Below are 25270 nucleotides of genomic sequence, written 5' to 3'. Positions count from 1 at the left end.
GGTATTATTGTGGATATCGTTCAGGTATTTCAAGCATTCTTAGGGCTGGGACCAACGGTTATTTTGCCAGTTGCAGTTTTTTTACTAGGGATGGCATTTGGGCAACCAGCAAGTAAGGCCTTTCGTTCAGGTTTAATTATCGGCGTAGGTTTTACGGGTATCTTCTTAGTTGTTGATTTGCTTGTTTCCAATCTTGCACCTGCAGCGCACGGTATGGTATCACGGTTTGGTGTACAGTTAAATATTATTGATATTGGCTGGCCAGGGGCTGCAAGTATAGCATGGGCTTCTCCTATCGCGGCATTTATTCTTCCCTTAGGTTTATTAGTTAATGTGATTATGCTGGTTACAAAAACAACAAAAACAATGGATATCGATCTTTGGAATTATTGGCACTTCACTTTTATGGGGGCGTTTGTATATTCTGCAACTGGAAGCCTTGTTCAAGGTTTAGTAGCAGCAGTTATTTTTGAAATTGTCGTTTTAAAAATCGCAGATTGGACGGCACCGATGCTAGCAAATTACTTTGAGTTACCTGGGATTTCTGTACCAACAGGTAGTACTGTATCCTATGCAATTGGGATTCCATTAGTAAGGCTAGTTCAAAGAATTCCAGTAATCAAAGATTTGCATGCAGATCCAGAAACAATTCAAAAAAGATTTGGTGTATTTGGTGAACCACTTTTTATGGGGGTATTCTTAGGAGTTGTGCTAGGTGCGTTAGCAGGATACCCGGCAGGGCAGATTATAAAAGTTGGTATGGCAATGGGTGGCGTTATGGTACTAATGCCTAGAATGGTGAAAATTTTGATGGAAGGTCTTATCCCGCTTGCTGAGTCTGCGCGCACTTTCCTGAGCAAACGATTTGGCGATAGAGATATTTATATTGGTTTAGATGCTGCCGTTGCTATTGGGCATCCTTCCGTAATCGCAACTGCTTTGATCTTAGTGCCGATAACCATTGCTTTAGCTGTAGTGTTACCTGGAAATAATGTATTACCTTTCGGTGACTTAGCAACCATTCCATTTATCGTTTGTTTTATCGTCGGAGCAGCAAGAGGAAATATTGTTCATTCCGTACTTGTTGGTGCTGTTGTTATAGCAATGAGCTTATATATGGCAACTGATGTTGCAAACTTCCACACGCAAATGGCAGTGGATGCACATTTTAAAATGCCAGCAGGGGCAACGACTATATCCAGTATCGACCAAGGTGGTAATGTCATTCACTATGTAATTTACAAAGTATTTACACTATTTCATTAAAATGGTTGTTTGAATATGGAAATCACCATCTTGGGCTAGCATGAAAATGTAGCCGAAAAATGCTAGCTCAAGATACCGATTAGGAAATTAAAGGTGGGGGGCCAGATATAATGTTAGCATTAGTAAAAACAGAACTAGGTTATGGTAATTTACATGTTATGGAAAGAGAAGAACCTAAAGTGGGTAAAGACGAAGTTAAAATTTTAGTAAAGTACGCGGGTATCTGCGGCTCTGATTTGCATATGTATGAAGGGAGATATAAGGTAAATGCTCCTGTTACTCTAGGTCATGAGTTCGCTGGTGAAGTTGTAGAAGTTGGTGAAAATGTAACAGAAGTGAAAGTAGGTGAGCGGGTTACCTCTGAAACTACCTTTTATATCTGCGGACAGTGCAAATACTGTAAATCAAAAGATTATAACCTATGTAAAGAACGTAAAGGATTAGGGAACCAGCAAGATGGAGCCTTTACCAAATACGTAGTCGCCCGCAAAGAAAGTATACACAAACTACCTGAAAATGTAGATTATCAATCAGGTGCTCTTACCGAGGCATTGGCTTGTGCGCACCATGCAGTGGCCAAAAGTAAGATAAAAAAGGGTGACGTTGTAGTTGTCCTGGGGCCTGGTCCTATTGGACTGTTTGTGGCACAGATTGCAAAAACCTACGATGCGAAAGTAATCATTACTGGACTAGAGAAAGATAAAGGTAGATTAGAAAAAGGAAAAGAGCTAGGGATTGATGTTACAGTTGACATTCAAAACCAAGATTTAAAACAGACTGTAAATGAATTAACACAAGGATATGGTGCGGACGTTGTTTTTGAATGTACAGGTGCCCCTCCTTCTGTAAACTTTGGTTTAGATCTTTTAACTAAAAAAGGACAGTATGTTCAGGTTGGGATTTTTCCAACAGCAGAAATTCTTACAGATTTTGAAAAAATTATACAAAAAGAACTTTCAATAACTGGTTGCAGAAGTCAAAAGCCGAGTGATTGGGAACCATCGTTACAGCTTATGAATGATAATAGTGTAAATGCAAAGGCGTTGATATCTCATCAATTTAACATTACTGAGTGGGATAAAGCATATGCAACGATAAAAAGTGGGGATGCCATTAAGGTAGTTTTAAAAGTAGAATAATCCCTGAAAAGAGTTTGATGATACAAAAGTATAAGTAGGATTTAATGCAAGTTGACTGTTATTAAAGTAAGCTGATACAGTTAGGCCTAGCTGTTCGATTATTAGGAAGTCTGTTCTGAGCTCAGTATCTATTCTTCTAAAGTGATAAAAGTACATTTAATTTAGAAAAAAGTGAGCCAACTAAATATATAAAATAACAGAATATTATGAATAATTATCTTGGTATTTTATATATTGTGATGGTTTTTTTATAAAAAATTGCAGGTGTAGATTAGCCAAATAGTAAGGACTAGAGAAATAAGCATACGAGGTGAATAAAAAAATGAATGAATTATTAATGAAAAATCCAGAAGAGATGGCAGGCTTAACATTTCCTTGTTCCTGTGGCAGAACTCATAGCATTGATATCAATGGTGTCCGCATTGGTAGCGGTATCCTATCTGATATTGTGAAATCGTTACAGTCCTTGCCAAGTGGTACAGTGTTATTTATTGCAGATAGTACGACCTATGAGGTGGGGGGGCGAAAAGTTGAATCCATACTTTCTAAAGACTTTGCTTTAGAAAAGGTGATTTTTTCTAACACTCATCTTCACCCTGATGAAGCTGCAATGGAACAATTAAGAGCCGCTATCAATCCGAACATTACAGCGATTGTAGTAGTTGGTTCTGGGACATTAAATGATCTTGCTCGTTATCTAAGCTGTGAAACAAAGATTCCCTATATCGTGGTATGTACTGCGCCTTCTATGGATGGATACGCTTCGATGGTTTCACCACTGATTACTAAGGGCGTTAAAGTTACCTATTCTGCCGTTTATCCATACTGCATAATTGCGGATATCGCTATCATGAAAGAGGCTCCCTTTCATATGCTTCATGCTGGATTTGGAGACATTGTGGGAAAATATAGTGCGCTAGCCGAGTGGAAATTAGCCAATATTATCAATGATGAATATTATTGCGAAATTACAGCAGCGCTAGTAGAAAAAGCTGTTAGGCAATGTGTTTCTAGTGCTGCTGGGATTATGGTAAGGACGCCAGAAGCCATCCGTAGTATCATCGAAGGTCTAATTTTATCTGGCATGTGTATTGGAATGATAGGAAATTCCCGGCCAGCTTCTGGAGAAGAGCATCGATTGTCTCACACGTGGGAGATGCTAGCTCTTATGCGTGGACAAGAAACATTTTTACATGGCAACCAAGTAGGGATAGCCACTGAAATTATCATTCATGTGTACGAATATTTAGCAACAGTGGATATTAATAAAGTATATGCGGATGGGAAGTTCCGGTCTCTTACCCGGGAAAAATGGGAGAATAATATAAAACAATTATTTGGTGATATTGCCCCTCAGATTATTGAGCTAAAGGCACCAGATATGAATTTTGATGAAATCCCTCGGGAGAAGGCAGCACAAAATATTGTACAAAAATGGGATACGATCAAAGAAAGTGTACTTCCAATATTACCTTCAACGGATTCCTATCACGAAATGATGGAAACTGCAGGCTGCCATCTTACTCCTCGGGATCTTAATTTAGATAGAGAGTCATTTCGTTTAAGCTTACTTACAGCAAAAGACATTCGCCAAAGATTTGGACTGTTTCAAGTGCTAGAAGACATTGGAATCTTGGATGAAGTAGCTGAAATGATTACTTCTATCTACTATTCATAATTAATGGCAACATTTCCAATGTAGTAAGTTTTATCAGCTACAACAGATGGGGTCTTGAGTTCAGAGTAGAAGAATGGAAAGTGAGGATTTTTATGAAGAAGGATCATCTTATTGATTTGATCGACTATACATTACTAAGTCCTACTGCAACTAGAGAAAACATTGCGAATTTTTGTAAAGAAACTATAAAGTACGGATTTAAAACTGTATTTGTAAATCCATACTATGTCTCTTACGCGAATGAGTTGTTAAAAGAAAATGATGTTAAGGTTGGTGTGCCGATTGGTTTTTCTTTGGGCGGCGCTACGACAAAAATAAAAGTAGCAGAAACAGTAGATGCAATAAAAAATGGTGCTAGAGAAATTGATATGCTGATCAATTTAGGAGCTTTAAAGTCGCAGGAATATAGTATCGTCAAATATGATATACAAGAAGTTGTAAAAGCTTCTCAAGGGTTAATAACTAAAGTCATTATAGAGACAGCGTTACTAACAAGAGAAGAAAAGATGATTGCTTGTAATCTAGTTATGGAGGCAGAAGCTGATTTTGTTAAAACAGCTACAGGATTTAATGGTGGTGGTGCCACAGTGGATGATGTTGCTTTGTTAAGAGCAACTGTTGGCAAAAATTTTGGTGTAAAGGCTGCTGGTGGCATTAAAACCTATGAAGACGCTGTTAATATCGTGAAGGCAGGAGCAAATCGAATAGGGACAAGTAATGGGATTAAAATCATTACAGGCAATAATGTCAAGGCTCTTTCGAGCAATCTTATTGAGAGGGAAAACAACCCTTCAAGAAAGGAGACAATGTAATGGACGAAAAGAAAAAAATGAAGATGATTATAGGTAGTGATCATGCAGGTTTTACGCTGAAAGAGAAAATTGTTTCCCTATTAAAAGACTTAGAAATAGAAGTGGAAGATGTAGGGGCATATTCTACAGAACGTACAAATTATGGACCTATTGCCCAATTGGTAGCAGAAAGGGTAGTTAACGAAAATATAAAAGGTATTTTAATTTGTGGTACGGGAATAGGAATGTCCATTATGGCGAATAAAGTAAAAGGGATCCGAGCAGCGGTAGTGCACGATACTTTTTCCGCAGAAGCTACAAGGGCACATAATGACTCTAATATATTATGTATGGGGGAAAGAGTCATTGGCAGCGGCTTAGCGTTAGAGATTACAAAAAAATGGATTATGACTAAGTTTGATGCAGGTAAGCATGCGGAACGAATACAGTTCATTAGGGATTATGAATCAGAAATAAGATAATCATCTTATAAAATATGGAGGCATTTTTTATGGAAACAATGAAAATATACGCGAATCAACTACGAATACATATTATAAATATGCTAACGGAATCGGGATCAGGTCATCCAGGAGGCTCACTATCAGCAGCAGATCTTTTAATCTATTTGTATTTTAAAGAAATGAATATTGATAGTGAAGACAAAGATAATCCGAATCGTGATCGGTTTATTTTAAGTAAAGGACATGCGGCTCCCGTACTGTATGGCACCCTTGCTATGAAGGGCTTTTTTAGCATTAATGAATTGAAAAATTTGCGGAAAATGGGAAGTTTTCTCCAAGGGCATCCTGATATGAAAAAAGTACCTGGCGTCGAAATGTCAACAGGGTCTCTCGGACAAGGTTTTTCTGCAGCAGTTGGTGTTGGACTAGGCTTTAAAATAGATAAGAGTGTAAATCGAGTGTACACACTACTAGGAGATGGGGAGCTCCAAGAGGGTATTGTGTGGGAAGCTGCCATGGCTGCAAGCCACTATAAATTAGATAATCTAGTAGCTATTATTGATAATAATGGTTTACAGATCGATGGAACCAACGACGAAGTTATGAAAGTAAATCCTTTAAAAGAAAAGTGGGAAAGCTTTGGCTGGAATGTAATTGAAATCAATGGTCACTGTTTCAGCGATATGGAAAAAGCATTTGCTGCAGCAAAACAGTGTAAGGGTCAGCCAACAGTAATTATTGCAAAAACAAGTAAGGGAAAAGGCATTTCTTTTATGGAAAACCAAGTTGGTTGGCATGGGGTGACACCATCGCAAGCAGAGAGAGCCAGAGCTATCGAGGAATTGGAAAAGAGCAACAGATAATTTAAACCTGCTTATATAAGAGCTTATGTTGATTGCGATAGAATGGGATTACGAGGAGGAGAAATAATGAGTATTGCCACAAGAGAATCTTATGGAAATATATTAATAGAATTAGGGGAAGAAAATAAAAACATTGTTGTTTTGGATGCAGATTTATCAAAATCAACAAAAACGGCGGGATTTGCTAAAAAGTTCCCAGAACGATTTATTAATGCGGGGATTGCTGAACAAAACCTAATGGGAATGGCAGCAGGGTTGGCTACAACTGGGAAAATCGCTTTTGCAAGTACATTTGCCGTTTTCGCTACCGGTAGAGCTTTTGAAGTCATTCGAAATTCCATCTGCTATCCCAATTTAAATGTTAAGGTTGCAGCAACTCATGCGGGAATTACTGTGGGAGAGGATGGTGGGTCTCATCAATCGATTGAAGATATAGCCATTATGAGATCATTACCGAATATGAGAATTATAGTACCAGCTGATGACATTGAAACGAAACAGGCTGTTAGAGCCGCAGCAAATATGGAGGGACCTGTATATATAAGATTAGGGCGGCTTGGAGTTCCTACTATTTTTGGTGAGAATCATATCTTTACTTTTGGCAAAGGAAATTTGCTTAAGGAAGGGCAGGATATCACAATTATCGGTACGGGTTTAATGACGAGCAAATGTCTAGAGGCTGCAGAGCTGTTAGAAAAAGAGGGAATTCGTGCTAGAGTTATCAATCTTTCCACCATTAAGCCAATTGATGAGGACATCATTATTCAAGCAGCAAAGGAAACAAATCGCATTATAACAGTGGAAGAACATTCGATTATTGGTGGCTTAGGTAGTGCTGTTTGTGATGTAGTGTCGGCTTATTGCCCTGTACAGGTAGTGAAGATTGGTATTAATGATACCTTTGGTGAGTCAGGAAAACCTGAAGAATTATTAACAAAGTATGGATTAACTGTTGATAACATTTATCATACAGCGCAAAAAATGATAGGTAATAAAAATAAATAGTACCTGTTATGTTAGGAAGGGAGGCCTGAAATATGAAAAAGATAGGAGTGTTAACCAGCGGAGGAGACGCTCCAGGTATGAATGCAGCCATTCGGGCCATCGTCAGAACAGCCATAGCTCATAACCTAAAAGTCGTAGGAATTGAAAGGGGCTATACTGGCCTTCTTAATGGTGAGATAAAAGAACTGCAAATAGCATCAGTTGGAGATATTATTCATCGGGGTGGAACCATTCTTAAAACCTCACGATGTGAAAGACTGAAAACGGATGTTGGTATTAATGAGGCAATTCATATATTAGAAAAAAATGAAATCGATGGACTTATTGTAATCGGCGGGGATGGTTCTTTTCAGGGGGCAAATAAACTGGGGCGTAGCCATATAAAAGTCATGGGAGTTCCAGGTACGATTGATAATGATTTAGCATACACAGATTACACAATTGGTTTTGATACGGCAGTTAATACCGTGTTAGATGCCATCAGTAAAATAAGGGATACTTCTATGTCACATGAGAAGGTAACTATTATCGAAGTTATGGGCAGACGCTGTGGAGATATAGCCCTTTATGCAGGTCTTGCCGGAGGAGCGGAAAGTATCTTAGTCCCAGAAGAAAAGTATGAAGTGCCTAAAGTTTGTGAGAAAATACTGCAAGGCAAGAAGCGTGGAAAAGCTCACAATATTATTATGTTGGCAGAAGGTCGAGAATCTGCTGCAGAGTTACAAAAAGAAATACTTAACCATACAGGTATCGAATCCAGAGTTACGGTTCTAGGATATCTTCAACGAGGTGGGATTCCAACGGCTGTTGACCGAATTTTGGCAAGTAAGATGGGGGCGAAGGCAGTTAGCTTGCTAATGGATGGAAAGTCCAATCGTGCAATCGGCATTAAGGATAATCATTTGATTGACATAGATATTATGGAAGCACTTACGAAAAGAAAAGTATTCGATCAAGAAATGTATAGTTTATCTCAAACATTGTCAATATAAAAGTCAATAGGAAAAGAGGTATAGTAATATGGAGTTAAATTTAGAAATTCAAAATCGGGCAGGTCTACATGCAAGACCTGCGGCGATGTTCTCACAGAAATCGAATGCATTTAAATCAAATATTATGATATATAAAGATGGTAAAAGTGCAAATGCCAAAAGTATTATTAGTGTCATGGGATTAGGTGTAAAAAAAGGTGATATCTTACTTGTGAAAATTGATGGGTCAGATGCTGCTGAAGCTGGAACTGCCTTACAAAAAATAGTTGATGAGAAGTTTGGAGAAGAGTGATAATACCCTAGCCGATAGCAAGAGAAAATTAGAAGAGATTGCAGAGAGGCATGAGAAATAAAGATTTTAGATCATGGTAATACAAAAGGCGAAGAGAGCAATCTTCGTCTTTTGTAATTAGTAAGTATATGTCTAAAACTGTTTCAAATCGAGTAAATTTAAATAATAATGGAAAAAAACAGAGGTGCATAGTATTGGAGAATAAAACAGCGGTAAAACCACACGTTATAATTGTTGGTGCTGGTTTTGGTGGAATACGTACAGCACGGGCATTAGCAAAGAGTGGCGTCAAGATCACGCTTATCGATAAGTATAATTATCACCTATTTCAGCCGTTACTTTACCAAGTTGCCACTGCTGGGTTATCGATTGATGATATTGCCTATCCAGTGAGGGCTATCTTTAGAGAGCAAAAGAATGTAGATTTTCGTTTAGCTGAAGTGATAGGTGTGGATTTTGAGAATAAAGTTGTTACCATGAATACAGGTACTATTTGTTATGATTTTTTGGTCGTAGCAGTAGGTGGAATGACTAATTATTTTGGAATGGCATCTTTAGAAAAGTATAGTTTTGGTATGAAAACCATAGATGAGGCTGTTACTATTCGTAATCATGTCTTACGGATGTTTGAATTGGCTGCTCATGAACAAGACGGTGACAAACGTCGGGCGTTGTTAACCTTTGTCATTGTCGGCGGAGGTCCTACAGGCGTAGAGTCAGCAGGTGCTTTATCTGAACTTATTTATCATGTAATGATTAAAGAATATCATACTCTTAATTTCAAAGAAGTGCGTATTATGTTGGTTGAAGCTTCCGATAGACTATTAGCAGCTATGCCAGAAGAACTGAGTGATATTACAGTAGAGACTTTAATTGGTAAGCATGTAGAGGTACGAATGTGTGTGCAAGTTACTGGGTATGATGGTGAACGTATGACATTAAAAGGCGGAGAAATCATTCCTACATACACCTTAATTTGGGCAGCAGGGGTAAAAGCGAATGAACTGGTGGGAAAATTAAATGTGGAGCAGGCTAGTATGGGGCGGGCTATTGTAAATGACTATTTACAATTACCTAACCGTCCTGATGTGTTTATTATAGGCGATTCGGCACAATGCATGCAGGATCAAAAACCCTTACCAATGGTTGCACCTGTTGCAATGCAGCAGGCTGAAATTGCTGCTAAGAATATTTGTGGTCTGATTCGTGGTAAGGAACTTAAAAAATTCGTTTACAACGATGTGGGAAATATGGCAACAATTGGACGCAATGCTGCAGTTGTTCATATGGGAAAATTTAAAATACATGGTTTCCTAGCTTGGGCTATATGGTCATTCGTGCATATTTTACGTTTAATTGACTTCCGCAATCGCGCTGTGGTTTTTGTAAAATGGATCTGGGACTATTTGGTTTACGAGAGAATCGTGCGTATTATCACCCGTCAGTAAATCTTGACAAAATTAAAAGATATTGTTATTATAAAAAATAAATTAGTGTATATGCACATATATTGTTTTATCTTTATAAAGGTTGTGGATTACTATGAAACATGTTACAGAACACGCTCCCAAAACTTCTAGCTTGTGTAACTGCCTAAATATTCGGCGGGGATCCCGGGCAGTAACCCAATTTTATGACAAGATTTTAGAACCAAGCGGTCTTAAAATTACCCAATTGTCCTTATTACGACATGTGGAGCAGCTTGAACCCATTGCAATTAGCGAACTAGCTAAAGCGATGCGGATTGATCGTACTACATTGAACCGCAATTTGAAACCATTAGTGGATGCTGGGCTACTGGTCATTCATCCTGGAAAAGACCCCCGCGTAAAAGAAGTAATATTATCTGAAACAGGAAAAGAGATTACAATAAAAGCTTGGCGACTGTGGGAAGAGGCACAATCTGCATTGAAGGAATATCTTGGTGAAGAAGATCTAATTACCTTGGTTAAGCTAATGGCTAGATTAGAAGCCTTGGGACAATGAAATTTTGCATAGTACTAGAAGCCTTTGCTGTAAGGCTGGAGATAAAAAAAGGTCTACCAGCATTTTTCTTATCAACTTGGGTGTATATACACGTAAAATGCTCATTTTAAGATTATTTGTGGTTTTGCCCTTTCTTTAAGATAAGAGTCGATTTTTCGAGATACAGGTATTTAAAAATAATATAGGAGTGATATTTGATGAAGGAAAAAATTCAAGAGTTTATTCTAAATTTGGGTGTTGATGACGTTGGGTTTGCAAGTGCAGATGATTATAATAGCCCCAAATCCTATGAAATTACCAAATTTCGTCCTGATGCAAAATCAATTATTGTGTTAGCTTTCCAAGTACTGTCAAACTGTGAGAGTCCAAGTCTGAGCGCTGCTTTAAATGGCTATTTGGACTTAGGAGCCTTTGCCAGGACAGCCAGTTATCGTGTTGCGCGATTTTTAGAGAGCCGAATGGGAGCAAAGGTGGCGACTATACCCCTATCATCTCCTTATGAAATTCATCAAGACAGAAAGGCAATTGCTGATTTTTCGCATCGACATGCCGCTGTTGCCGCGGGGCTGGGATCTTTTGGACGCCACAATCTAGTCATTCACCCTCAGTTCGGTACCAGGGTTAATTTTGTCAGTATTGTTACGAACCTTGCAATTGAGCCGTCAATAAAGAGTAATAAGGATTTCTGTATCCATTGCAATCTTTGTGTAAAGAATTGTCCCGGCAATGCTTTAGAGGAAGCAGGGAAAACGAACGTGATGAGATGTGTTAAGCATTCGCTGCCTTACGGCATTGGAACAGATATAACTTTTTGGGCTCAGCTTGTTGCTGCTTCACCAGAAAAGCAAAAGGAAATGCTCATGAGTGAGGAATATGGCAGGTTACGCCAGGCTGCGTATCTAGGAAATCAGTATATGTGTTTCAACTGTATGAAATCATGTCCTGTAGGTCTATCTAATAATAATTAGGAGGAATATAATATGTCACTTACATCGCAAATTAAAGAATTTGCTTTAGACCTTGGGTATAGTAAGGTGGGAATTATTCCTGCTGACGATTTTCAGGAGTACATCGATGAATTAACGAATCGAAGTGAAATGTATGCATTTTATATCCAATCGCCTTACCGCCCATTGAATTCTGCTAAACCCCGTTCTGTAATGCCAACTGCAAAGTCAATCATTACAACAGTCTATGACTACTCACAAAAGGAATTCCCAAAGGAATTGACAGATATAATGGGGAGGGTTTATCAAGCTAGAGCTTATAACGCGCCGCCTGAGCATGTTAATGGTGCTCGAACACAATTAATGCGAGATTTTTTGCGCAAACTTGGCTGTGAGGTAGGCGAGAATATTATTTTGCCAGAAAGATTGGTTGCGGCAAAGGCTGGTATAGTAGATTTTGGTAGAAATAATTTTGCTTACGCTGAAGGGATCGGCTCTTTTATCTATTTAACGTCCTTTCTGGTAGATCAAGAACTTGAATATGATAGTCCTACGGTTGAAGTAGGATGCCCCAAAGGATGTTCGGCTTGCATGAAAGCTTGCCCTACGCAAGCCATATATGAGCCAAATAAATTGAATCCGAGCCGCTGCATCCCATTCAATACTTTTTTCACACAAGATGGTATGGCTGGTAGTTATATTCAGCCTGAAATACGGGAAAAAATGGGGACAAAGGTGTATGGCTGCGATATTTGCCAAGAGGTATGCCCTCGCAATCAAGCAAGGATAAAAGCCAAATTACCAGAGGATCGATTTTTATCGAAAGTGGTAGAAGACTTTAGCCTTGCTAACATGCTCAATATGACAGATGAGTTTCATGCCACAAGAATTCAGCCCTTAATGTTCAACTATGTAAAAGAGAGAAAATATTTACAGCGTAATGCAGCGATTGCACTTGGCAACTTAGGTGACCCAGCATTTGTCCCAGATCTTGCAGTTGCTATGGAAAATAAAGAAGAGTTAGTACGAAGTTATGCTGCATGGGCTTTAGGTAAAATAGGTGGCAAGCAGGCTATTCAAATTCTGAAAGAAAATCTTAGCAAGGAAACTTCTGCGGCTGTAAAAAAAGAAATTAAAGCAGCTTTGTTTGTTTCATAGTAAAGAGCACCTACTTATATAAGAAGTAGGTGCTCTTTTGCCTATTATAAAATACCTGCGATACCTATGCAACACGAATGTAATTCAAAGTCCATGGTAAGCATTTCTCAACATCAAGTCGATTGCATCAGTCATCTATTAGGAGGCAGCCAGCACTGTAAAACTAGTGCTGGCTGCCTCCTTTTATAGGATCGTTGGTGTGCTAAATTGGATGGCATATATTGTGAGAAAAATGGTAAAATTAAACTGATATTTGACAATAATAATTATCCGTAGTATGATATTTTTAAATTTATTGTCATTTATAAAAATTAATAGAAGTAAGATATTTGACCGCCACGAGATTGAGACAGTAGATCTGCTAGATGACAGACATGGAATCGTACACGTAGGGGTTTTTATTATTCTTAATCAGCATGTTTTGATTAGTTGCTTGGTGAACCTCATACGAAAAATTAGGTAGAGGTACGGATCATTCACATTTGTCATAGGAAAAATAAAACGGGGGGATAAGAAATGAAACATTTTGGTTTACGTATTTTGTTGGTATTGAGTTTACTAATAGGATTTGGGACGACTGGTTCAGTTTGGGCTGCGGCATCTAATGAAGCATCTTCAGTTAATATAAAGGTTGATCAATGGGTAGGGAACAGTTTCACATTTCTAACTTTACCTGCTGAGAAGCAAGCTGCTGGGTACGAGATTTTTAAAGTGGACCAAGCTACTCAGGGATTGAAGGGAGATAACTCTGTTCGTATTCCTTATGCGCAGCATGTAGGAAAACAAGTTAAAGTAACTGAAGTAGTACCTTTTGCAGCTGGCTATCATCAGCAGGAGTATATGGTTTATATGACGGTAAAAGATACGGGAGAGAAGTTGGTTGGGCGCACTATGCGTGGGCAATTAGAAGGACTGGTGTTAACTTCCGATCTAGATAATGCACGTCAGCAATTTCTAGGAAAAACCATTTATCCAAAGTTTAGAGAGCTATCTGGGCTATACGACCCATACGAAACGCCGGTGACTGTAGCTACTATTATTGGTGCTCCAGTTACTGTGGTTGATGTATATGCAGGTAATCAGTCGCAAGAACCTATTTGGTTGATTGTTTCAGTGAATGGTGAAAAGGCGATATTACCGATTGCTTATAGTTGGACTAATATACCAGTTCAATCTTGGACTCAGACGCCTCCTTGGCAGGATGCATTATTTACAGAAGATCCAAGGATTAGCCTCGGCTGGTCTGGTGATTTGTGGAGTAAAATTGAAAAGGGAATTGTAGAAGAAGGCATGACCAAAGGAGAAATTCTTTTGAGTTGGGGCAAGCCAGTTGGCATAGAAGAAGATGATTCAGTTTGGATTTATGGTAGTAAAAAACTTAGTTTTGATGGTGATGTACTAAATTCCATTGAAACTTTCTCGGAAAGTAAATAATAAAAAAAGCAAGCGACCTTCCTATTGGAAGAGTAGCTTGCTTTTTTTGCGGAATCAGGAAGTATAACATTTTCTTGATTCCAAGTAAGAGCGACTAAGGCTTCTGTCTGCGTCCGAGGACTTGGCACAAGCCAAGTCTTTTCTTATGTAAATAGCGGCCCTGCTTGAGAAAATGGCTGTTATTTAGATAACCTAAACTTTTAGTAATACATTTTTTACGGAATCAGAAAGTATAACACTTCCTTGATTCCAAGTAAGAACGACTAAGGATTCTGCCTGCGTCTGAGGACTTGGCCTAAACCAAGTCTTTTCTTATCTATAAAAGAAAAGGAAGTTTGCGGCAACAAGGGTAATTAAGGCTCCAGCCATAGGAATTGCGGTCCGTTTGACTACATCAAAGGGCGATACGTTACCCATACTGGAAGCAACTACGATAACCGCAGTAATTGGTGACATTGTGCGGGCAGCACTTGCGGCAAAGTGCATGGGTAATAGCATAACCACGGGTGCAATCGACATTTTGGCGGCAACAGTAGGGGTTAACGCTGCAAAGGCAAAAAATGGTGCATTGCCCGAGCCCATGACTACTGATGAAATAGCGATAATACCGATCATAACGAGAATCATGCCGATAGCACCAAAACCTGAGCTTTGGGCGGAAGCTATGATTGCATCAATAGTGCCAATGGTGGTAAGACCTTTAGCGAAGGTTTCACCAGCTACAATTAGCGTGATAACGTTGGCCATCTGCATACCTAGGCCATCAAAAAAGGATTGAATATCTGCAAGAACTTTTTTCCCATCCCGGTAACGGAAATATTCAAAAATCATACCGATAGCCACACCAATAAACATGGCTTTAATGATATCCATTTTAATCCAACTAATCCAAAGGCTACTGAAGATCAAGATTAAAGCCAAAGGCAGGGCTGGCAGTATTGCGTAAATCATCGGCGGCAATTTTTCATCCGTTTCAGCTTCGGTAAAGGTAGTCGCTTGGACGACATGACCTTCACGCTTGTCAAACCATTTTTGTACAAAGAAATGGAGTACTGCAACCACTGGTATCACTACGGCTGCTATGGGAATTTGGTAATTGGTCCAATAGATTACTGGATCAATACCGGCAGTGACAGCAGAGAGAATCGTACCTGTATCACTGGGGCTCCAGTCCAAGCAAAGGGTAGTAGCAATAACCGCAGTAGCAGATAAGCGACTAACGCCAAGACTGATGAGGACGGGGAACATAGTAACCATGAGCAGCATTGCTAGGCCAGAGGCACTGTTGATGCATAACCCTAAAAGCATTCCTACTATCCACGCGGCGGACATAACAATATATGGAGAGCGGAGGGCCAATAATGGTTTGATTGTCAGTTTAACTAAAGCCTTACTGGCACCGATATGATCCATGTAGCGAGCAAAGCCGCCCACAGCCATGATATTAAGACCTAGACCAGCTGCACGAGAACTAAAAGTTTGCTTGATAAATTCAAATGCATCAAACAGAACTAATCCCGTACTCTCTTTAACTGGTAGGATTCGCCCGAGACCAAGGGCTACTGCTGCAAACATAAGAATTAATCCAGCGATAAACAGAACAGGTTGTGGTTTATACTTTTTAACAATAAGGAAACCTACCCAAAAAGTGACGATTAACGAAAGAACAATATTCAACTATGTACCTCCTTTATTGATGAAGAATAAGGTCTGACCGCTCCATGCCTCCTCTTGACTTTTCTGCTGTTTTTTTATTACCCCAAAAAAATTAATATAATTTCTTGTAGCAAGATAAGCAAAATAGTGATAGCGGGATGCAAGCTTGCAGGACTGTTCTCCTACAAGAGACACTTACACAATATTATATTAGACATATTCTGAAAAATCCCTCTTTTAAAAATATTGCAAATTCAACATTTGTAGTATATAGTTTTCAGAGGACATTGCCTAGTTACTGATTAGTAGATAATCATTCATTCAGAATATTACTTAAATATTACTACGAATCATGATAGAATAATGAGGTAACTATAGAGCAGTGATTTTACAGAATACATAGTAACTATAGGGGGATTCATGATGATAGATAGTAAAAAAGTAAAAGAGATTGTTGCTAATTATTTACCTGATTTTATTAACGAGTTAGAAAAACTGACTAATATTGATTCTGGTAATGGTGATGCAGAGGGTACTGATGCTGTTGCAAAAATTGTAGGAGCAAGATTGGAAGCGCTTGGAGCAAGTGTAGAGTATCGAAAAAATCCAAGAGCTACTCACACAATTGTACGCTTTACAGGCAAGGGATCGTTACGACTATTATTAATTGCTCATGTAGATACTGTATTTGAAAAGGGAGAAGCTCAGAAACGTCCATTCAGAGTGGACGAAAATATGTTTGCTTACGGACCTGGCGTAGGGGATGATAAAGCAACCGTTGTCCAAACGATTTATTCAATGCAAACTCTTAAGGATTTAAATTATGATAATTTTAAAGAAATAATCCTCTATTATAATGGTGAGGAAGAAGGCGGGTCATCGACTGCTGAAGAGATCGTTGCAGAACTTGCTCAACAAGTTGATATGTGTATTATAATGGACACTGCTCGCCCTAATTGGGGGATTGTGACGCAACGCAAAGGTAGTGCTAATTATGAAATTCAAGTTGAGGGCATTGCAGGACACCATGGAAACGCTTCTCAGATCTCAGCAAATGCTATTATGGAGCTTGGAAATCAAATTAGTTTATTATATAAGATGGCTAGTCCCTTATCGGATGACCCTAGCAGCCTTACAATGGAGAAACTAAAAGAAAAAGGTATTCAAGACCATGGCCAATTTATCCCAGATAACACGATCAATGTGGGTGTAATTGGTTCAAGTAATCAAAAAATTAACTCGATTCCTAAAGATGCCTTTGCTAAAATTAATGTTCGTTGTTTCAGTGTTGCAGAGCAGCAACGTCTTGATCGAGAAATAAAGGATCTTCCCCATAAAACCGTTGTTCCTGGAACTAAAGTCACTGTGACTGGCGGCATCAAGACAGGTCCAATGGAGAAAACACCACAGGCACAAATATTAGTTGATATGTTTAAAAAGATAGTAAAACGTGAGTATAATGCTGATGTTGTTGAATGGATAGCCGGCGGGCTTACTGATGGGAATCGTGCTGCCAAATACGTTCCTACAATTGATGCCTTGGGGGTAGAAAACTATGATGAACATACGGATCATGAATCTGTTGATCTAAAAACTGCAGTTCCTCGCACCGTGGCATTGGTTTGTTTTATTCTTGAATTAACTGGGAAGTGGCCTGAAATTAACTAAGTATCTGAGTGTAGGTATAATAAAAGTTCCATTTGCATAATGAGGTAAATGGAACTTTTTTCTATGCTATCTGGTAGAGCAAACCCCCAGTCAAACTTGCCAAAGCTTCGCCATGCATGGTAATATTATTAGCTATAGTCATCTAATTTAAGATTATCCGAAATTAGGTACTATTCTGTGGGCTATCTAATATAACAGTAAGTAGAATAGTAAAGTTGGAGGATTATTTTCTATGAATATAGCATTTTTTTTGATTCCAAAAAGCGAAGTAGTTTATTTGCCGGATAATAGTACTATGCGGCAAACCCTTGAGAAAATGGAATATCACCGTTATACAGCTGTTCCTCTCATTGATGAGCATGGTAAATATGCTGGGACAATTACAGAAGGTGATCTATTATGGAAAATGAAAAATACACCAGGATTAACCTTTGCTGATACTGAGCGGGTTATGATAAAAGAAATTCCCTTGCGGATGATAAACAATCCAGTGCGAGTAAATGCAGAGATGGAAGGATTACTTTGTTTGGCTATCGCACAAAACTTTGTCCCTGTGGTGGATGATAGTGGGATCTTTATCGGAATCATTCGTCGTAGTGAGATTATTGAGTATTTTGCCAAAAAATCCTGTGATGTCAATTATTAAAAAAGAGTGGTAGAAAAGCAAGTGAGATACTAAAATAAAGAAAGCGGATGCCTTTTTGGCATTCGCTTTCTTTACTTTAGGTAGGTATACATTTTTTCTAATATAGCTTCTTAGTATCAACCCTATCGACATCCAAACATGGGTACTATGCAATATGTCTTAAAGTTTGAGCTTAAGTTGATAGGAGACTTCCTGCCAAGAAGATAGAGATGAGTGATATGTTCTTTCAACAAATTTAACCGATCCATCATGTCCTACTAGTAATATGGTAGAAGAGCGTGTCCCATATTCCGGACTTTCAATAAAGATAGAAGATAAGGTACGCTCCCATTCTAAACTAACACCTGTATTGGGTAAAGTAGCATCCGGTGCTTTTTCAACATTAGTTAAAATGTCCCATAAATCCGCTTCAGAAACTGTTTCTCCAGTAAGGCATTGCGCCAATTGCTTGCGGCCGTTTAAAAGTTTGGGCCAGGGCGTATTCAGAAGCTGATTGCAAAGACCGTGAACTCCAGGCGTAACCCGTTGTATTTGTTCCTGTTGGTTGCTGTAATACCATAAAGATTGCAGATCACCAACAAGTAAATTAAAACCATTATACTGCTTAGCTTGTTTTTCGATTTTTTCTAGGTATTCATGTGGTGGTTGTTGATTGTGAAGAAAGTCAGCAACTAAATGGCCTCGAGATAAAGCCTCGTCAGAATGACGTTGAGGGTCGCGATAATTAGTTAAGGTAGCAAAACGTCCATGAACAGTTATACCCATCCAAGTTCCCAGTTCCTTTAGATCTCTTCCAGCTAAAATATGAGGATGATCAGACCAATATTGGGCTGGTGCACTGGGACGAGCATAATATTCATCACGATTGGCAGCCACAATCAAAGGATAGTTAGGATGGTGTTGGTAAGCGAATAAAATTAAGCACATAATACGTAATCACCTCTCTTAGCCTGATGCTTTCTACAGGAGATCTACTATTACCTGCTAAATACTCTAAATAAGATAACTTTACACAAAAAATTAAGAAAGCGTAATTGATTATGAAAGAATGTTCCCAAAAAACTTCTATGAGAGATATGTTTTATAAGCAAAAATGTTTTTTAAACTATATGGGGAATACTGATGTTATAAGGAGGTATGATGATGAAAAAACAAACGGTAATATTTGATTTTGATGGAGTTATTAACAGCTATACTAGTCGTTGGCAAGGTGCTGGTGTAATTCCTGATCCTCCAGTGGAGGGTATTAAGGAAGCCATTGCTGAAATACGTAAGCATTATCGTGTAGTTGTTGTTTCTTCAAGGTGTTATCAGCCTGGAGGAATTGAAGGAATCAATGCATGGTTAAAAAAATATGATATAACAGTGGATGACGTAACCGATGAAAAACCCCCAGCAGTTGTTATTGTTGATGATCGAGCCATTACCTTTGACGGTAAAACAGAAGGTTTATTAGATAAGATTAAAAGCTTTAAACCGTGGAATAAAAAATCCTAGCTTCATAAATAATGAGGAAGTTTAATGGTTTCAAAAGGTCTAACAGGGCATGTGAATGCTATTTAAGAAACCCAGCTCTCAATATGAGAACTGGGTTTCGTTGCGTCCATCTTCATGATTATTATAAATCCTATCCGTTTACTTAATTAGTACCTAGCGTAAGCTTTAATTAGGACTATTGGCATATGGGATAAACAGAGAAACAATTTAAAATTTGGTAAAATAATGACATATTGAAAAGGAGTTTATATTATTTTGTCGAAATTTAGCTGTATAGTTTAGTGATTGTATTGATATCCTTTTAAAATGCTGGGATGAAAGTCTCGTCGCATCTAAGTAATAATAACATATCGGCTGGTGGATGTAAGCTTATATTTAGGGGTGGGAGCCTTTATAGTAAGCTACTTTTTATCTTTAGCAATAATGTCTTTATAAAAAAAGGAGGATTATTTATGAACTTGACCGTAGGAAAGAAAATAACAGGAGGTTTTCTCGTTGTTTTGACTCTCGTTATTCTGATGAGTGGGTTTACATACTGGAAAATTGGTGAGATAACGTCATCTTATCAAGAGTTTAGCAAAGTAAATATTGAAAAAATGGAAATGGTGCAGGGGGCTGCTTCAGATATTGCAAATGAAGCCGTTGTCATGCGCCGATTTAATTTTACCGGGGACCCCAATGATATTAAAGTTTATAATGAATATAAAACAAAAGCTAATGAACGGATAACTTGGCTGGAAAAAAGTCTTCATACCGAAAAATCCAATCAGTTCTTGATAACGATTAAAAAAGAAAAAGCAGCTTATGAAGAAATAGCAGAAAAATCTATGGCTGCTAAACAAGGAAATAAACTAGATGAAGTGGCTATCTATATGTCTCAAGCTGGAAAGCCTTATAAAGCTACAATGAGCGCTACCGAAGAGCTAGTTAGTTCTACTAAAGATTACGTAAAGCAAGAGCAAGGAAAATATGCAGAGGATGCGAAAAGTTCCCGTACTATCCTCGTTGTGGTTAATATTATTGTAATTATTATGTCTATGATCATCGCTTTTTTAGTTTCCCGCAGTATTTCACGCCCAGTGGGTGAAGTTGCCAAAGCTGCTAGCAAAATAGCCAATGGCGACTTATCGATTGAGAATATTAGCTATCAGTCGAGTGATGAAATTGGACAACTCGCTGTGGCCTTTAACCAAATGCTTTCTAACCTTAGGACGATTATTCGTCAAGTATCGGTTTCCGCAGAACAGGTTGCGGCATCTTCTGAGGAATTAACTGCGAGTGCAGAGCAATCAGCGCAAGCCGCTACACAAGTAGCGATGACAATTATTGAAGTGGCAGAAGATACAGAGAAACAACGCCAGAATATCAGTGAGACTGTAACGACTACGGATAAGATGGCAACTGGTATTCAACAGGTTGCAGGTAATGCAGTTAATTCTATGAACATAAGTGATCAAGCTGCCGATGCCGCAGAAAAGGGGAGGCGTGCTATTGAGGCAGCTGTTAAACAAATGGGTACAATTGATAGAAAAGTGGGCGAGTCTTCAGAAGTGATCACTAACCTTGGTGAGCGTTCAAAAGAGATCGGGCAAATTGTTGATGCTATTTCCAGTATCGCAGGTCAAACCAACTTGTTGGCTCTAAATGCTGCAATTGAAGCTGCTCGGGCAGGAGAACAAGGTAAGGGTTTTGCTGTGGTAGCGGATGAAGTCAGAAAACTAGCGGAACAGTCTCAAGAAGCAGCAAAACAGATTGCCACTTTGATTAGTGAAATTCAAGGAGAAACTGACAAAGCAGTTAACGCAATGGAGGAAGGAACTCGTGAGGTAAGTACGGGTATCAATGTAGTAAATGTTGCTGGGACATCATTTGCGGAGATTTCTAAGCTAATTAGCCAAGTATCGGATCAAAGTAAAGATATTTCTAGTTCCATTCAGCAGATGGTCAATGATAGCCAAGAAGTCGGTGTTTATATCCAAAAAGTTGATCAAATTAGTAATGATATAAGTGGTCAAACCCAAACTGTTTCTGCAGCTACGGAGGAACAATCTGCCTCTATGCAAGAAATTGCTTCTTCCAGTCAAGCACTGGCACATATGGCCGTAGAGTTGCAAGAAGTTGTTGCAAGGTTTAAGTTCTAACATAACCAACTCCAAAAGTGTGAAGAAATTTTACATTATAATGTGCTAAAAAATCAAAAGGCTCAGCCAGCAGATAGTATTCTTACTAGTTGAGTCCTTTTGATTTGGAGGAGAAAAATAAGTTGTAAAATGATATTTCAGCAAAAAGATATGGCCAAAATGTAGTACTTATCTATCGTATTTTATTATTTATATTTAAGGTTTTACCATAAAGTGGTACAATGATGATGAATCTAAATACTCTTCTTATTTAATGCATGAAAAGGTTATACAAATAGTATAAATTGAAGCGTAGATAAATTAATGATGTCTATTAATAAACTTAATTAATAGAAGAATTTAAAAGAGGAGAGATAAGAATGGAAAAACCAGTAATTTCTCAAAAATCACCTATTGCTGTTGATGTTAAGAAGGGTGAAACCTACTATTGGTGTAAATGTGGCAAAAGCTCTAATCAACCATTTTGTGATGGGGCACATAAAGGAACTTCATTTGAGCCATTAGCGTTTACTGCTGAAAAAGATGAAACGGTTTATCTCTGTGCCTGTAAGCATACTAAAACACCTCCATTCTGTGATGGAACACATAATAATCTTTAATAATTAGGTAAAGTGTCAGCTGACGGTTAGTATTAAATTGTTGGCTGGCATTTTATATTTTCATTGAGTGTAAGTTAGAATAAAGTATAGGAACCATATCATTTTACTAATAGATTCCATCATTCCGTGGGAGCCTATAAAAATAGAGCTTGGGAGGTAAATTACTTATGAGTAATATCCGGACAATTCGCAGAATTGTAACAGGAGAACAGGCAATAGATGGTGCTGGTGTCAAGCTAGTAAGAGTTTTTGGCCATGATGATGTTAAAGATTTTGATCCATTTTTAATGTTAGATGCTTTTGATTCTGTGAATCCTGATGATTATATCAAAGGATTCCCTTGGCACCCTCACCGTGGTATAGAAACCATCACCTATCTTATAAATGGAGATATAGAACACGGAGATAGCCTAGGGAATAAAGGTAGTATTTTGGATGGAGACTGTCAATGGATGACTGCAGGATCTGGGATTATTCATCAAGAAATGCCAAAATCTAGTGATCGAATGCTGGGAGCTCAGATATGGCTCAATCTGTCTTCTAAGGATAAAATGGTTGCACCTAAGTATCGAGATATTCTAAAGAAGAACATCCCTGTTATTGAGGAGGATGATTATAAAATACATATAATTTCTGGAAATTATAAAGAAGTATCTGGTGCTATCCAAGGCGATTACGTCAAACCCTTATATTTTGATGTAGAAGTAAAGGAAAATTGTGAATGGTCTTTCCAGACGGAAGCAGATTCCACATTATTTGTATATATTCTTCAAGGAGGAGGTTGTTTTAGTCCAGGTAATGAGGAGTTTATTTCGGAGAAACATGCGATACTATTTAATGAAGGAGATACCTTTTGGGTAAAAGCTTCAAATACTGGTATAAGATTTTTATTCTTAGCTGGGAAACCCCTTAAGGAACCAATTGCATGGGGAGGACCCATCGTTATGAATACAAAAGAAGAATTGAATCAAGCTTTTAAAGATTTAGAGGAAAATAAGTTTATCCGATAATCAAATCTTTCTCAACAGTATAAGAGACTTGTTAAAGGGGAAGGGCAGTTAGGCGTAGATCTAACTGCCCTTCTTTCTTTTATATGGTTTCTTAAAGAAACAGTTGCAATTTGCAATTAATATTAGTAAAATTGTACTAGGAGGTGGTTCTATGAATTTTGTTGATCCAAGTCAACGTCTTAGAGAAATGACTCGGTTACTAATCCGAAAACTTGGACTTTTAGAGCGTGGTGGGGCAATATGTTGTGGTATTACATTAACACAATGCCATGCAATCATTGAAACCGGTCGAAAGCAGCAAATATCTGTCAATGAACTGGCTGAATTACTTAATCTTGATAAAAGTACTGTAAGTAGAACCGTAGATCAGCTGGTCAATAATGGCACCATGCTGCGGGAAGCGGATCCAGAAGATCGGCGTTTCGTCAAGTTAAAGCTTACTGATAAGGGAGAAGAATTATTTAAAAGCATTGAGCAACGGATGGAAGTATACTTTTCCGAAATATTAAATGCTGTCCCTGAAGGAAAGCGTGAGCAGGTAATTGAGAGCTTGCAAATTTTTGCAGATGCACTAAAAAATACGAAATGTTGCTAAAAAAGCTGAAAGCATGATTGGGCTAATATTAAATTGATGTTGACACTTTAGTAGCATGACTTTTTTATAAAAAATAGTAGGAGGTTTGTTTATGACACAGGATATTAGGGAAAATGTAAGAAAAAAATATGCGCAGGCTATTACAAATAAGCTTAATTGCTGTGGAGCTTCTACCTCTGAAAATCCGGTAACTGGAAGACTATATGAAAAAAATGACGTGGAAGGATTGTCAGAAGATATTGTAAAGGCATCTTTTGGCTGTGGCAATCCAACGGCTCTTGCCGAGCTGTACCCCGGGGAAGTTGTTCTTGATCTAGGCAGCGGGGCTGGCCTTGACGTACTCCTTTCAGCAAGGCGGGTTGGACCTTATGGAAAAGCATATGGCCTGGATATGACAGATGAAATGTTAGCTGTCGCAAAAAAAAACCAAGCTTCTTCTAATATTTTAAATGCCGAGTTCTTAAAAGGTCACATTGAAGGCATTCCATTGGGGGATAATACGATAGATGTAATTATCTCCAATTGTGTAATTAATCTTTCTGCTGATAAAGATCGGGTATTACAGGAAGGATATCGTGTGCTAAAACCTGGCGGCAGATTTGCTATATCTGATATTGTAGTAACCCGCCAACTACCAGTAAGTGTGCAGAAAAGCATAACTGCTTGGGCTGGATGTATTGCAGGGGCATTACTTGAACAAGAATACCAAGAGAAACTAACTGCAGCAGGATTTACAAATATAGAAATTGTAAGGACAAGAACTTATGACTTTAGTGATGAGCATGGAGCATCTTTTTTACCTGAATTCTCTCAAGTAGAAAGAGAAGAGTTAAAGGGAGCTTTAGTCAGCGCCTTTATTCGCGCTAAAAAACCTGTAAAAGTTTTTAATGAAGGCAGTGATTATTCAATCCGCATTGCTAAAGATACAGATTTGTCTGCCATTCATAAACTTCTACTTGAAAATGGGCTAACAAGCTCTGGGGTAGAAGAAAACCTGGCCAATTTTCTGGTAGCTGTTCAAGAAAGGGTTATCGGTGTAATCGGTCTTGAATTTGCTGGAACTCAAGTCATGTTAAGATCCATGGCGGTTCTTCAAGAATTTCGCAAACGTAAAATTGCAACTGCTTTAGTTGAGCACTCATTATCTATAGCACGTCAGGCAGGTATTCAAGAAATATACCTTTTAACGCAAACAGCAGAAAAGTTTGCGGCACGCTGGGGATTTTATAAGATAGAACGTTCGGAAATATCTGCTGATCTCATGCAAAGTTCGGCATTGGATAGTTGCTGCCCCACATCAAGTAGTTGTATGAAGTTAAAGTTATAATACCCTGGTGAAGGGACGTGGCGATAAGTTCGATACGAAAAAGCTTGAGGATGATTCTTCCTGGCAATTGCATGCTAGAAGTGGTATGATTTCGATGATGTAGCATAGTCCCCCTA

The 25270-nt window shown here is 38.4% G+C and carries 24 protein-coding genes; 22 read left to right on the top strand and 2 right to left on the bottom strand.

Going from position 1 to position 25270, the window contains the following annotated elements; all coding sequences use genetic code 11:
* Nucleotides 1-9: 9 nt before the first annotated feature.
* The 14 genes from UFO1_RS19595 to UFO1_RS19530 all read left to right on the top strand — a co-directional run bounded on the left by UFO1_RS19595 (nt 10) and on the right by UFO1_RS19530 (nt 14015).
* Nucleotides 10-1266 (top strand): PTS galactitol transporter subunit IIC, encoded by a 1257-nt coding sequence (locus UFO1_RS19595; protein ID WP_084159880.1) that lies wholly within the window; start codon nt 10-12, stop codon nt 1264-1266.
* A 110-nt stretch (nt 1267-1376) separates the two neighbouring features.
* The gene (locus UFO1_RS19590) at nt 1377-2405 is read left to right on the top strand and encodes a zinc-binding dehydrogenase (protein ID WP_038673581.1); all 1029 of its coding nucleotides are present in this window, start codon (nt 1377-1379) and stop codon (nt 2403-2405) included.
* Nucleotides 2406-2727: 322 nt separating this feature from the next.
* A complete protein-coding gene (locus tag UFO1_RS19585; RefSeq protein WP_038673580.1) occupies nt 2728-4083 on the top strand; it encodes a sn-glycerol-1-phosphate dehydrogenase in 1356 nt (451 codons plus the stop codon).
* Between the two features lie 92 nt (nt 4084-4175).
* Nucleotides 4176-4895, top strand: coding sequence for a deoxyribose-phosphate aldolase (deoC, locus tag UFO1_RS19580; RefSeq protein WP_084159879.1), 720 nt, complete (start codon nt 4176-4178; stop codon nt 4893-4895).
* Nucleotides 4895-5356: a ribose 5-phosphate isomerase B gene (rpiB, locus tag UFO1_RS19575; RefSeq protein WP_256380527.1), complete on the top strand. Its 462-nt coding sequence runs from the start codon at nt 4895-4897 to the stop codon at nt 5354-5356. The genes deoC and rpiB overlap by 1 nt, the downstream gene beginning before the upstream one ends.
* A gap of 29 nt (nt 5357-5385) precedes the next feature.
* Nucleotides 5386-6201, top strand: coding sequence for a transketolase (locus UFO1_RS19570; protein ID WP_084159878.1), 816 nt, complete (start codon nt 5386-5388; stop codon nt 6199-6201).
* A gap of 66 nt (nt 6202-6267) precedes the next feature.
* Nucleotides 6268-7206: a transketolase family protein gene (locus UFO1_RS19565; RefSeq protein ID WP_038673578.1), complete on the top strand. Its 939-nt coding sequence runs from the start codon at nt 6268-6270 to the stop codon at nt 7204-7206.
* A 32-nt stretch (nt 7207-7238) separates the two neighbouring features.
* Nucleotides 7239-8198 carry a 6-phosphofructokinase gene (pfkA, locus tag UFO1_RS19560; RefSeq protein ID WP_038673577.1) on the top strand — a complete coding sequence of 320 codons (960 nt, stop codon included), beginning with the start codon at nt 7239-7241 and terminating at the stop codon, nt 8196-8198.
* A gap of 28 nt (nt 8199-8226) precedes the next feature.
* On the top strand, nt 8227-8490 hold the full coding sequence (locus tag UFO1_RS19555; RefSeq protein WP_038673576.1) for an HPr family phosphocarrier protein: 264 nt from the start codon (nt 8227-8229) through the stop codon (nt 8488-8490).
* Nucleotides 8491-8684: 194 nt separating this feature from the next.
* On the top strand, nt 8685-9938 hold the full coding sequence (locus tag UFO1_RS19550) for an NAD(P)/FAD-dependent oxidoreductase (protein ID WP_038673575.1): 1254 nt from the start codon (nt 8685-8687) through the stop codon (nt 9936-9938).
* Nucleotides 9939-10032: 94 nt separating this feature from the next.
* A complete protein-coding gene (locus UFO1_RS19545; RefSeq protein WP_038673574.1) occupies nt 10033-10476 on the top strand; it encodes a MarR family winged helix-turn-helix transcriptional regulator in 444 nt (147 codons plus the stop codon).
* Nucleotides 10477-10673: 197 nt separating this feature from the next.
* Entirely contained in the window at nt 10674-11444 is a 771-nt protein-coding gene (locus tag UFO1_RS19540; protein ID WP_038673573.1) for a 4Fe-4S binding protein, read from the top strand.
* 12 nt (nt 11445-11456) lie between these two features.
* Entirely contained in the window at nt 11457-12581 is a 1125-nt protein-coding gene (locus UFO1_RS19535; RefSeq protein WP_038673572.1) for an epoxyqueuosine reductase, read from the top strand.
* Between the two features lie 516 nt (nt 12582-13097).
* Nucleotides 13098-14015 carry a hypothetical protein gene (locus UFO1_RS19530; RefSeq protein WP_038673571.1) on the top strand — a complete coding sequence of 306 codons (918 nt, stop codon included), beginning with the start codon at nt 13098-13100 and terminating at the stop codon, nt 14013-14015.
* Between the two features lie 312 nt (nt 14016-14327).
* Here the strand turns inward: UFO1_RS19530 and dcuC are convergent, their stop codons facing one another.
* The gene (dcuC, locus tag UFO1_RS19525; protein WP_038673570.1) at nt 14328-15692 is read right to left on the bottom strand and encodes a C4-dicarboxylate transporter DcuC; all 1365 of its coding nucleotides are present in this window, start codon (nt 15690-15692) and stop codon (nt 14328-14330) included.
* 399 nt (nt 15693-16091) lie between these two features.
* Between dcuC and UFO1_RS19520 the strand changes: the two genes are divergently transcribed.
* Both UFO1_RS19520 and UFO1_RS19515 read left to right on the top strand, forming a co-directional pair.
* A complete protein-coding gene (locus UFO1_RS19520; RefSeq protein ID WP_084159877.1) occupies nt 16092-17339 on the top strand; it encodes a M20/M25/M40 family metallo-hydrolase in 1248 nt (415 codons plus the stop codon).
* A 232-nt stretch (nt 17340-17571) separates the two neighbouring features.
* Nucleotides 17572-17985, top strand: a complete 414-nt coding sequence (locus UFO1_RS19515; protein ID WP_038673568.1) for a CBS domain-containing protein — start codon at nt 17572-17574, stop codon at nt 17983-17985.
* Nucleotides 17986-18144: 159 nt separating this feature from the next.
* Here UFO1_RS19515 and UFO1_RS19510 read toward each other — a convergent pair whose 3' ends face one another.
* Nucleotides 18145-18912, bottom strand: a complete 768-nt coding sequence (locus UFO1_RS19510; protein ID WP_038673567.1) for an NRDE family protein — start codon at nt 18910-18912, stop codon at nt 18145-18147.
* 216 nt (nt 18913-19128) lie between these two features.
* Here UFO1_RS19510 and UFO1_RS19505 point away from each other — a divergent pair, with 216 nt between their 5' ends.
* From UFO1_RS19505 to arsM, 6 genes are all read left to right on the top strand, one after another.
* Nucleotides 19129-19482 (top strand): hypothetical protein, encoded by a 354-nt coding sequence (locus UFO1_RS19505; protein WP_038673566.1) that lies wholly within the window; start codon nt 19129-19131, stop codon nt 19480-19482.
* Between the two features lie 452 nt (nt 19483-19934).
* Nucleotides 19935-21623, top strand: coding sequence for a methyl-accepting chemotaxis protein (locus UFO1_RS19500; RefSeq protein ID WP_038673565.1), 1689 nt, complete (start codon nt 19935-19937; stop codon nt 21621-21623).
* Between the two features lie 359 nt (nt 21624-21982).
* Nucleotides 21983-22222 (top strand): CDGSH iron-sulfur domain-containing protein, encoded by a 240-nt coding sequence (locus tag UFO1_RS19495; RefSeq protein ID WP_038673564.1) that lies wholly within the window; start codon nt 21983-21985, stop codon nt 22220-22222.
* Nucleotides 22223-22389: 167 nt separating this feature from the next.
* Entirely contained in the window at nt 22390-23232 is an 843-nt protein-coding gene (locus UFO1_RS19490) for a pirin family protein (protein ID WP_038673563.1), read from the top strand.
* 151 nt (nt 23233-23383) lie between these two features.
* Nucleotides 23384-23827, top strand: a complete 444-nt coding sequence (locus UFO1_RS19485; RefSeq protein ID WP_038673562.1) for a MarR family winged helix-turn-helix transcriptional regulator — start codon at nt 23384-23386, stop codon at nt 23825-23827.
* Nucleotides 23828-23918: 91 nt separating this feature from the next.
* Nucleotides 23919-25154 carry an arsenite methyltransferase gene (arsM, locus tag UFO1_RS19480; protein WP_038673561.1) on the top strand — a complete coding sequence of 412 codons (1236 nt, stop codon included), beginning with the start codon at nt 23919-23921 and terminating at the stop codon, nt 25152-25154.
* The last annotated feature ends 116 nt before the right edge of the window (nt 25155-25270 follow it).

This window comes from Pelosinus sp. UFO1 (assembly GCF_000725345.1).
Taxonomy (GTDB): Bacteria; Bacillota; Negativicutes; order DSM-13327; family DSM-13327; genus Pelosinus.
This window is presented reverse-complemented; position numbering and strand designations above follow the sequence as displayed.

Bases quoted from the DNA above. Each gene is read 5' to 3' on its own strand.
- UFO1_RS19540 (WP_038673573.1), top strand. From the start codon at position 10,674: ATGAAGGAAAAAATTCAAGAGTTTATTCTAAATTTGGGTGTTGATGAC.
- UFO1_RS19530 (WP_038673571.1), top strand. From the start codon at position 13,098: ATGAAACATTTTGGTTTACGTATTTTGTTGGTATTGAGTTTACTAATA.
- UFO1_RS19495 (WP_038673564.1), top strand. From the start codon at position 21,983: ATGGAAAAACCAGTAATTTCTCAAAAATCACCTATTGCTGTTGATGTT.
- UFO1_RS19585 (WP_038673580.1), top strand. From the start codon at position 2,728: ATGAATGAATTATTAATGAAAAATCCAGAAGAGATGGCAGGCTTAACA.
- UFO1_RS19515 (WP_038673568.1), top strand. From the start codon at position 17,572: ATGAATATAGCATTTTTTTTGATTCCAAAAAGCGAAGTAGTTTATTTG.
- UFO1_RS19545 (WP_038673574.1), top strand. From the start codon at position 10,033: ATGAAACATGTTACAGAACACGCTCCCAAAACTTCTAGCTTGTGTAAC.
- deoC (WP_084159879.1), top strand. From the start codon at position 4,176: ATGAAGAAGGATCATCTTATTGATTTGATCGACTATACATTACTAAGT.
- pfkA (WP_038673577.1), top strand. From the start codon at position 7,239: ATGAAAAAGATAGGAGTGTTAACCAGCGGAGGAGACGCTCCAGGTATG.
- UFO1_RS19520 (WP_084159877.1), top strand. From the start codon at position 16,092: ATGATGATAGATAGTAAAAAAGTAAAAGAGATTGTTGCTAATTATTTA.
- UFO1_RS19485 (WP_038673562.1), top strand. From the start codon at position 23,384: ATGAATTTTGTTGATCCAAGTCAACGTCTTAGAGAAATGACTCGGTTA.
- UFO1_RS19570 (WP_084159878.1), top strand. From the start codon at position 5,386: ATGGAAACAATGAAAATATACGCGAATCAACTACGAATACATATTATA.
- UFO1_RS19555 (WP_038673576.1), top strand. From the start codon at position 8,227: ATGGAGTTAAATTTAGAAATTCAAAATCGGGCAGGTCTACATGCAAGA.
- UFO1_RS19505 (WP_038673566.1), top strand. From the start codon at position 19,129: ATGAAAAAACAAACGGTAATATTTGATTTTGATGGAGTTATTAACAGC.
- rpiB (WP_256380527.1), top strand. From the start codon at position 4,895: ATGGACGAAAAGAAAAAAATGAAGATGATTATAGGTAGTGATCATGCA.
- arsM (WP_038673561.1), top strand. From the start codon at position 23,919: ATGACACAGGATATTAGGGAAAATGTAAGAAAAAAATATGCGCAGGCT.
- UFO1_RS19590 (WP_038673581.1), top strand. From the start codon at position 1,377: ATGTTAGCATTAGTAAAAACAGAACTAGGTTATGGTAATTTACATGTT.
- UFO1_RS19490 (WP_038673563.1), top strand. From the start codon at position 22,390: ATGAGTAATATCCGGACAATTCGCAGAATTGTAACAGGAGAACAGGCA.
- UFO1_RS19565 (WP_038673578.1), top strand. From the start codon at position 6,268: ATGAGTATTGCCACAAGAGAATCTTATGGAAATATATTAATAGAATTA.
- UFO1_RS19535 (WP_038673572.1), top strand. From the start codon at position 11,457: ATGTCACTTACATCGCAAATTAAAGAATTTGCTTTAGACCTTGGGTAT.
- UFO1_RS19510 (WP_038673567.1), bottom strand. From the start codon at position 18,912: ATGTGCTTAATTTTATTCGCTTACCAACACCATCCTAACTATCCTTTG.
- UFO1_RS19500 (WP_038673565.1), top strand. From the start codon at position 19,935: ATGAACTTGACCGTAGGAAAGAAAATAACAGGAGGTTTTCTCGTTGTT.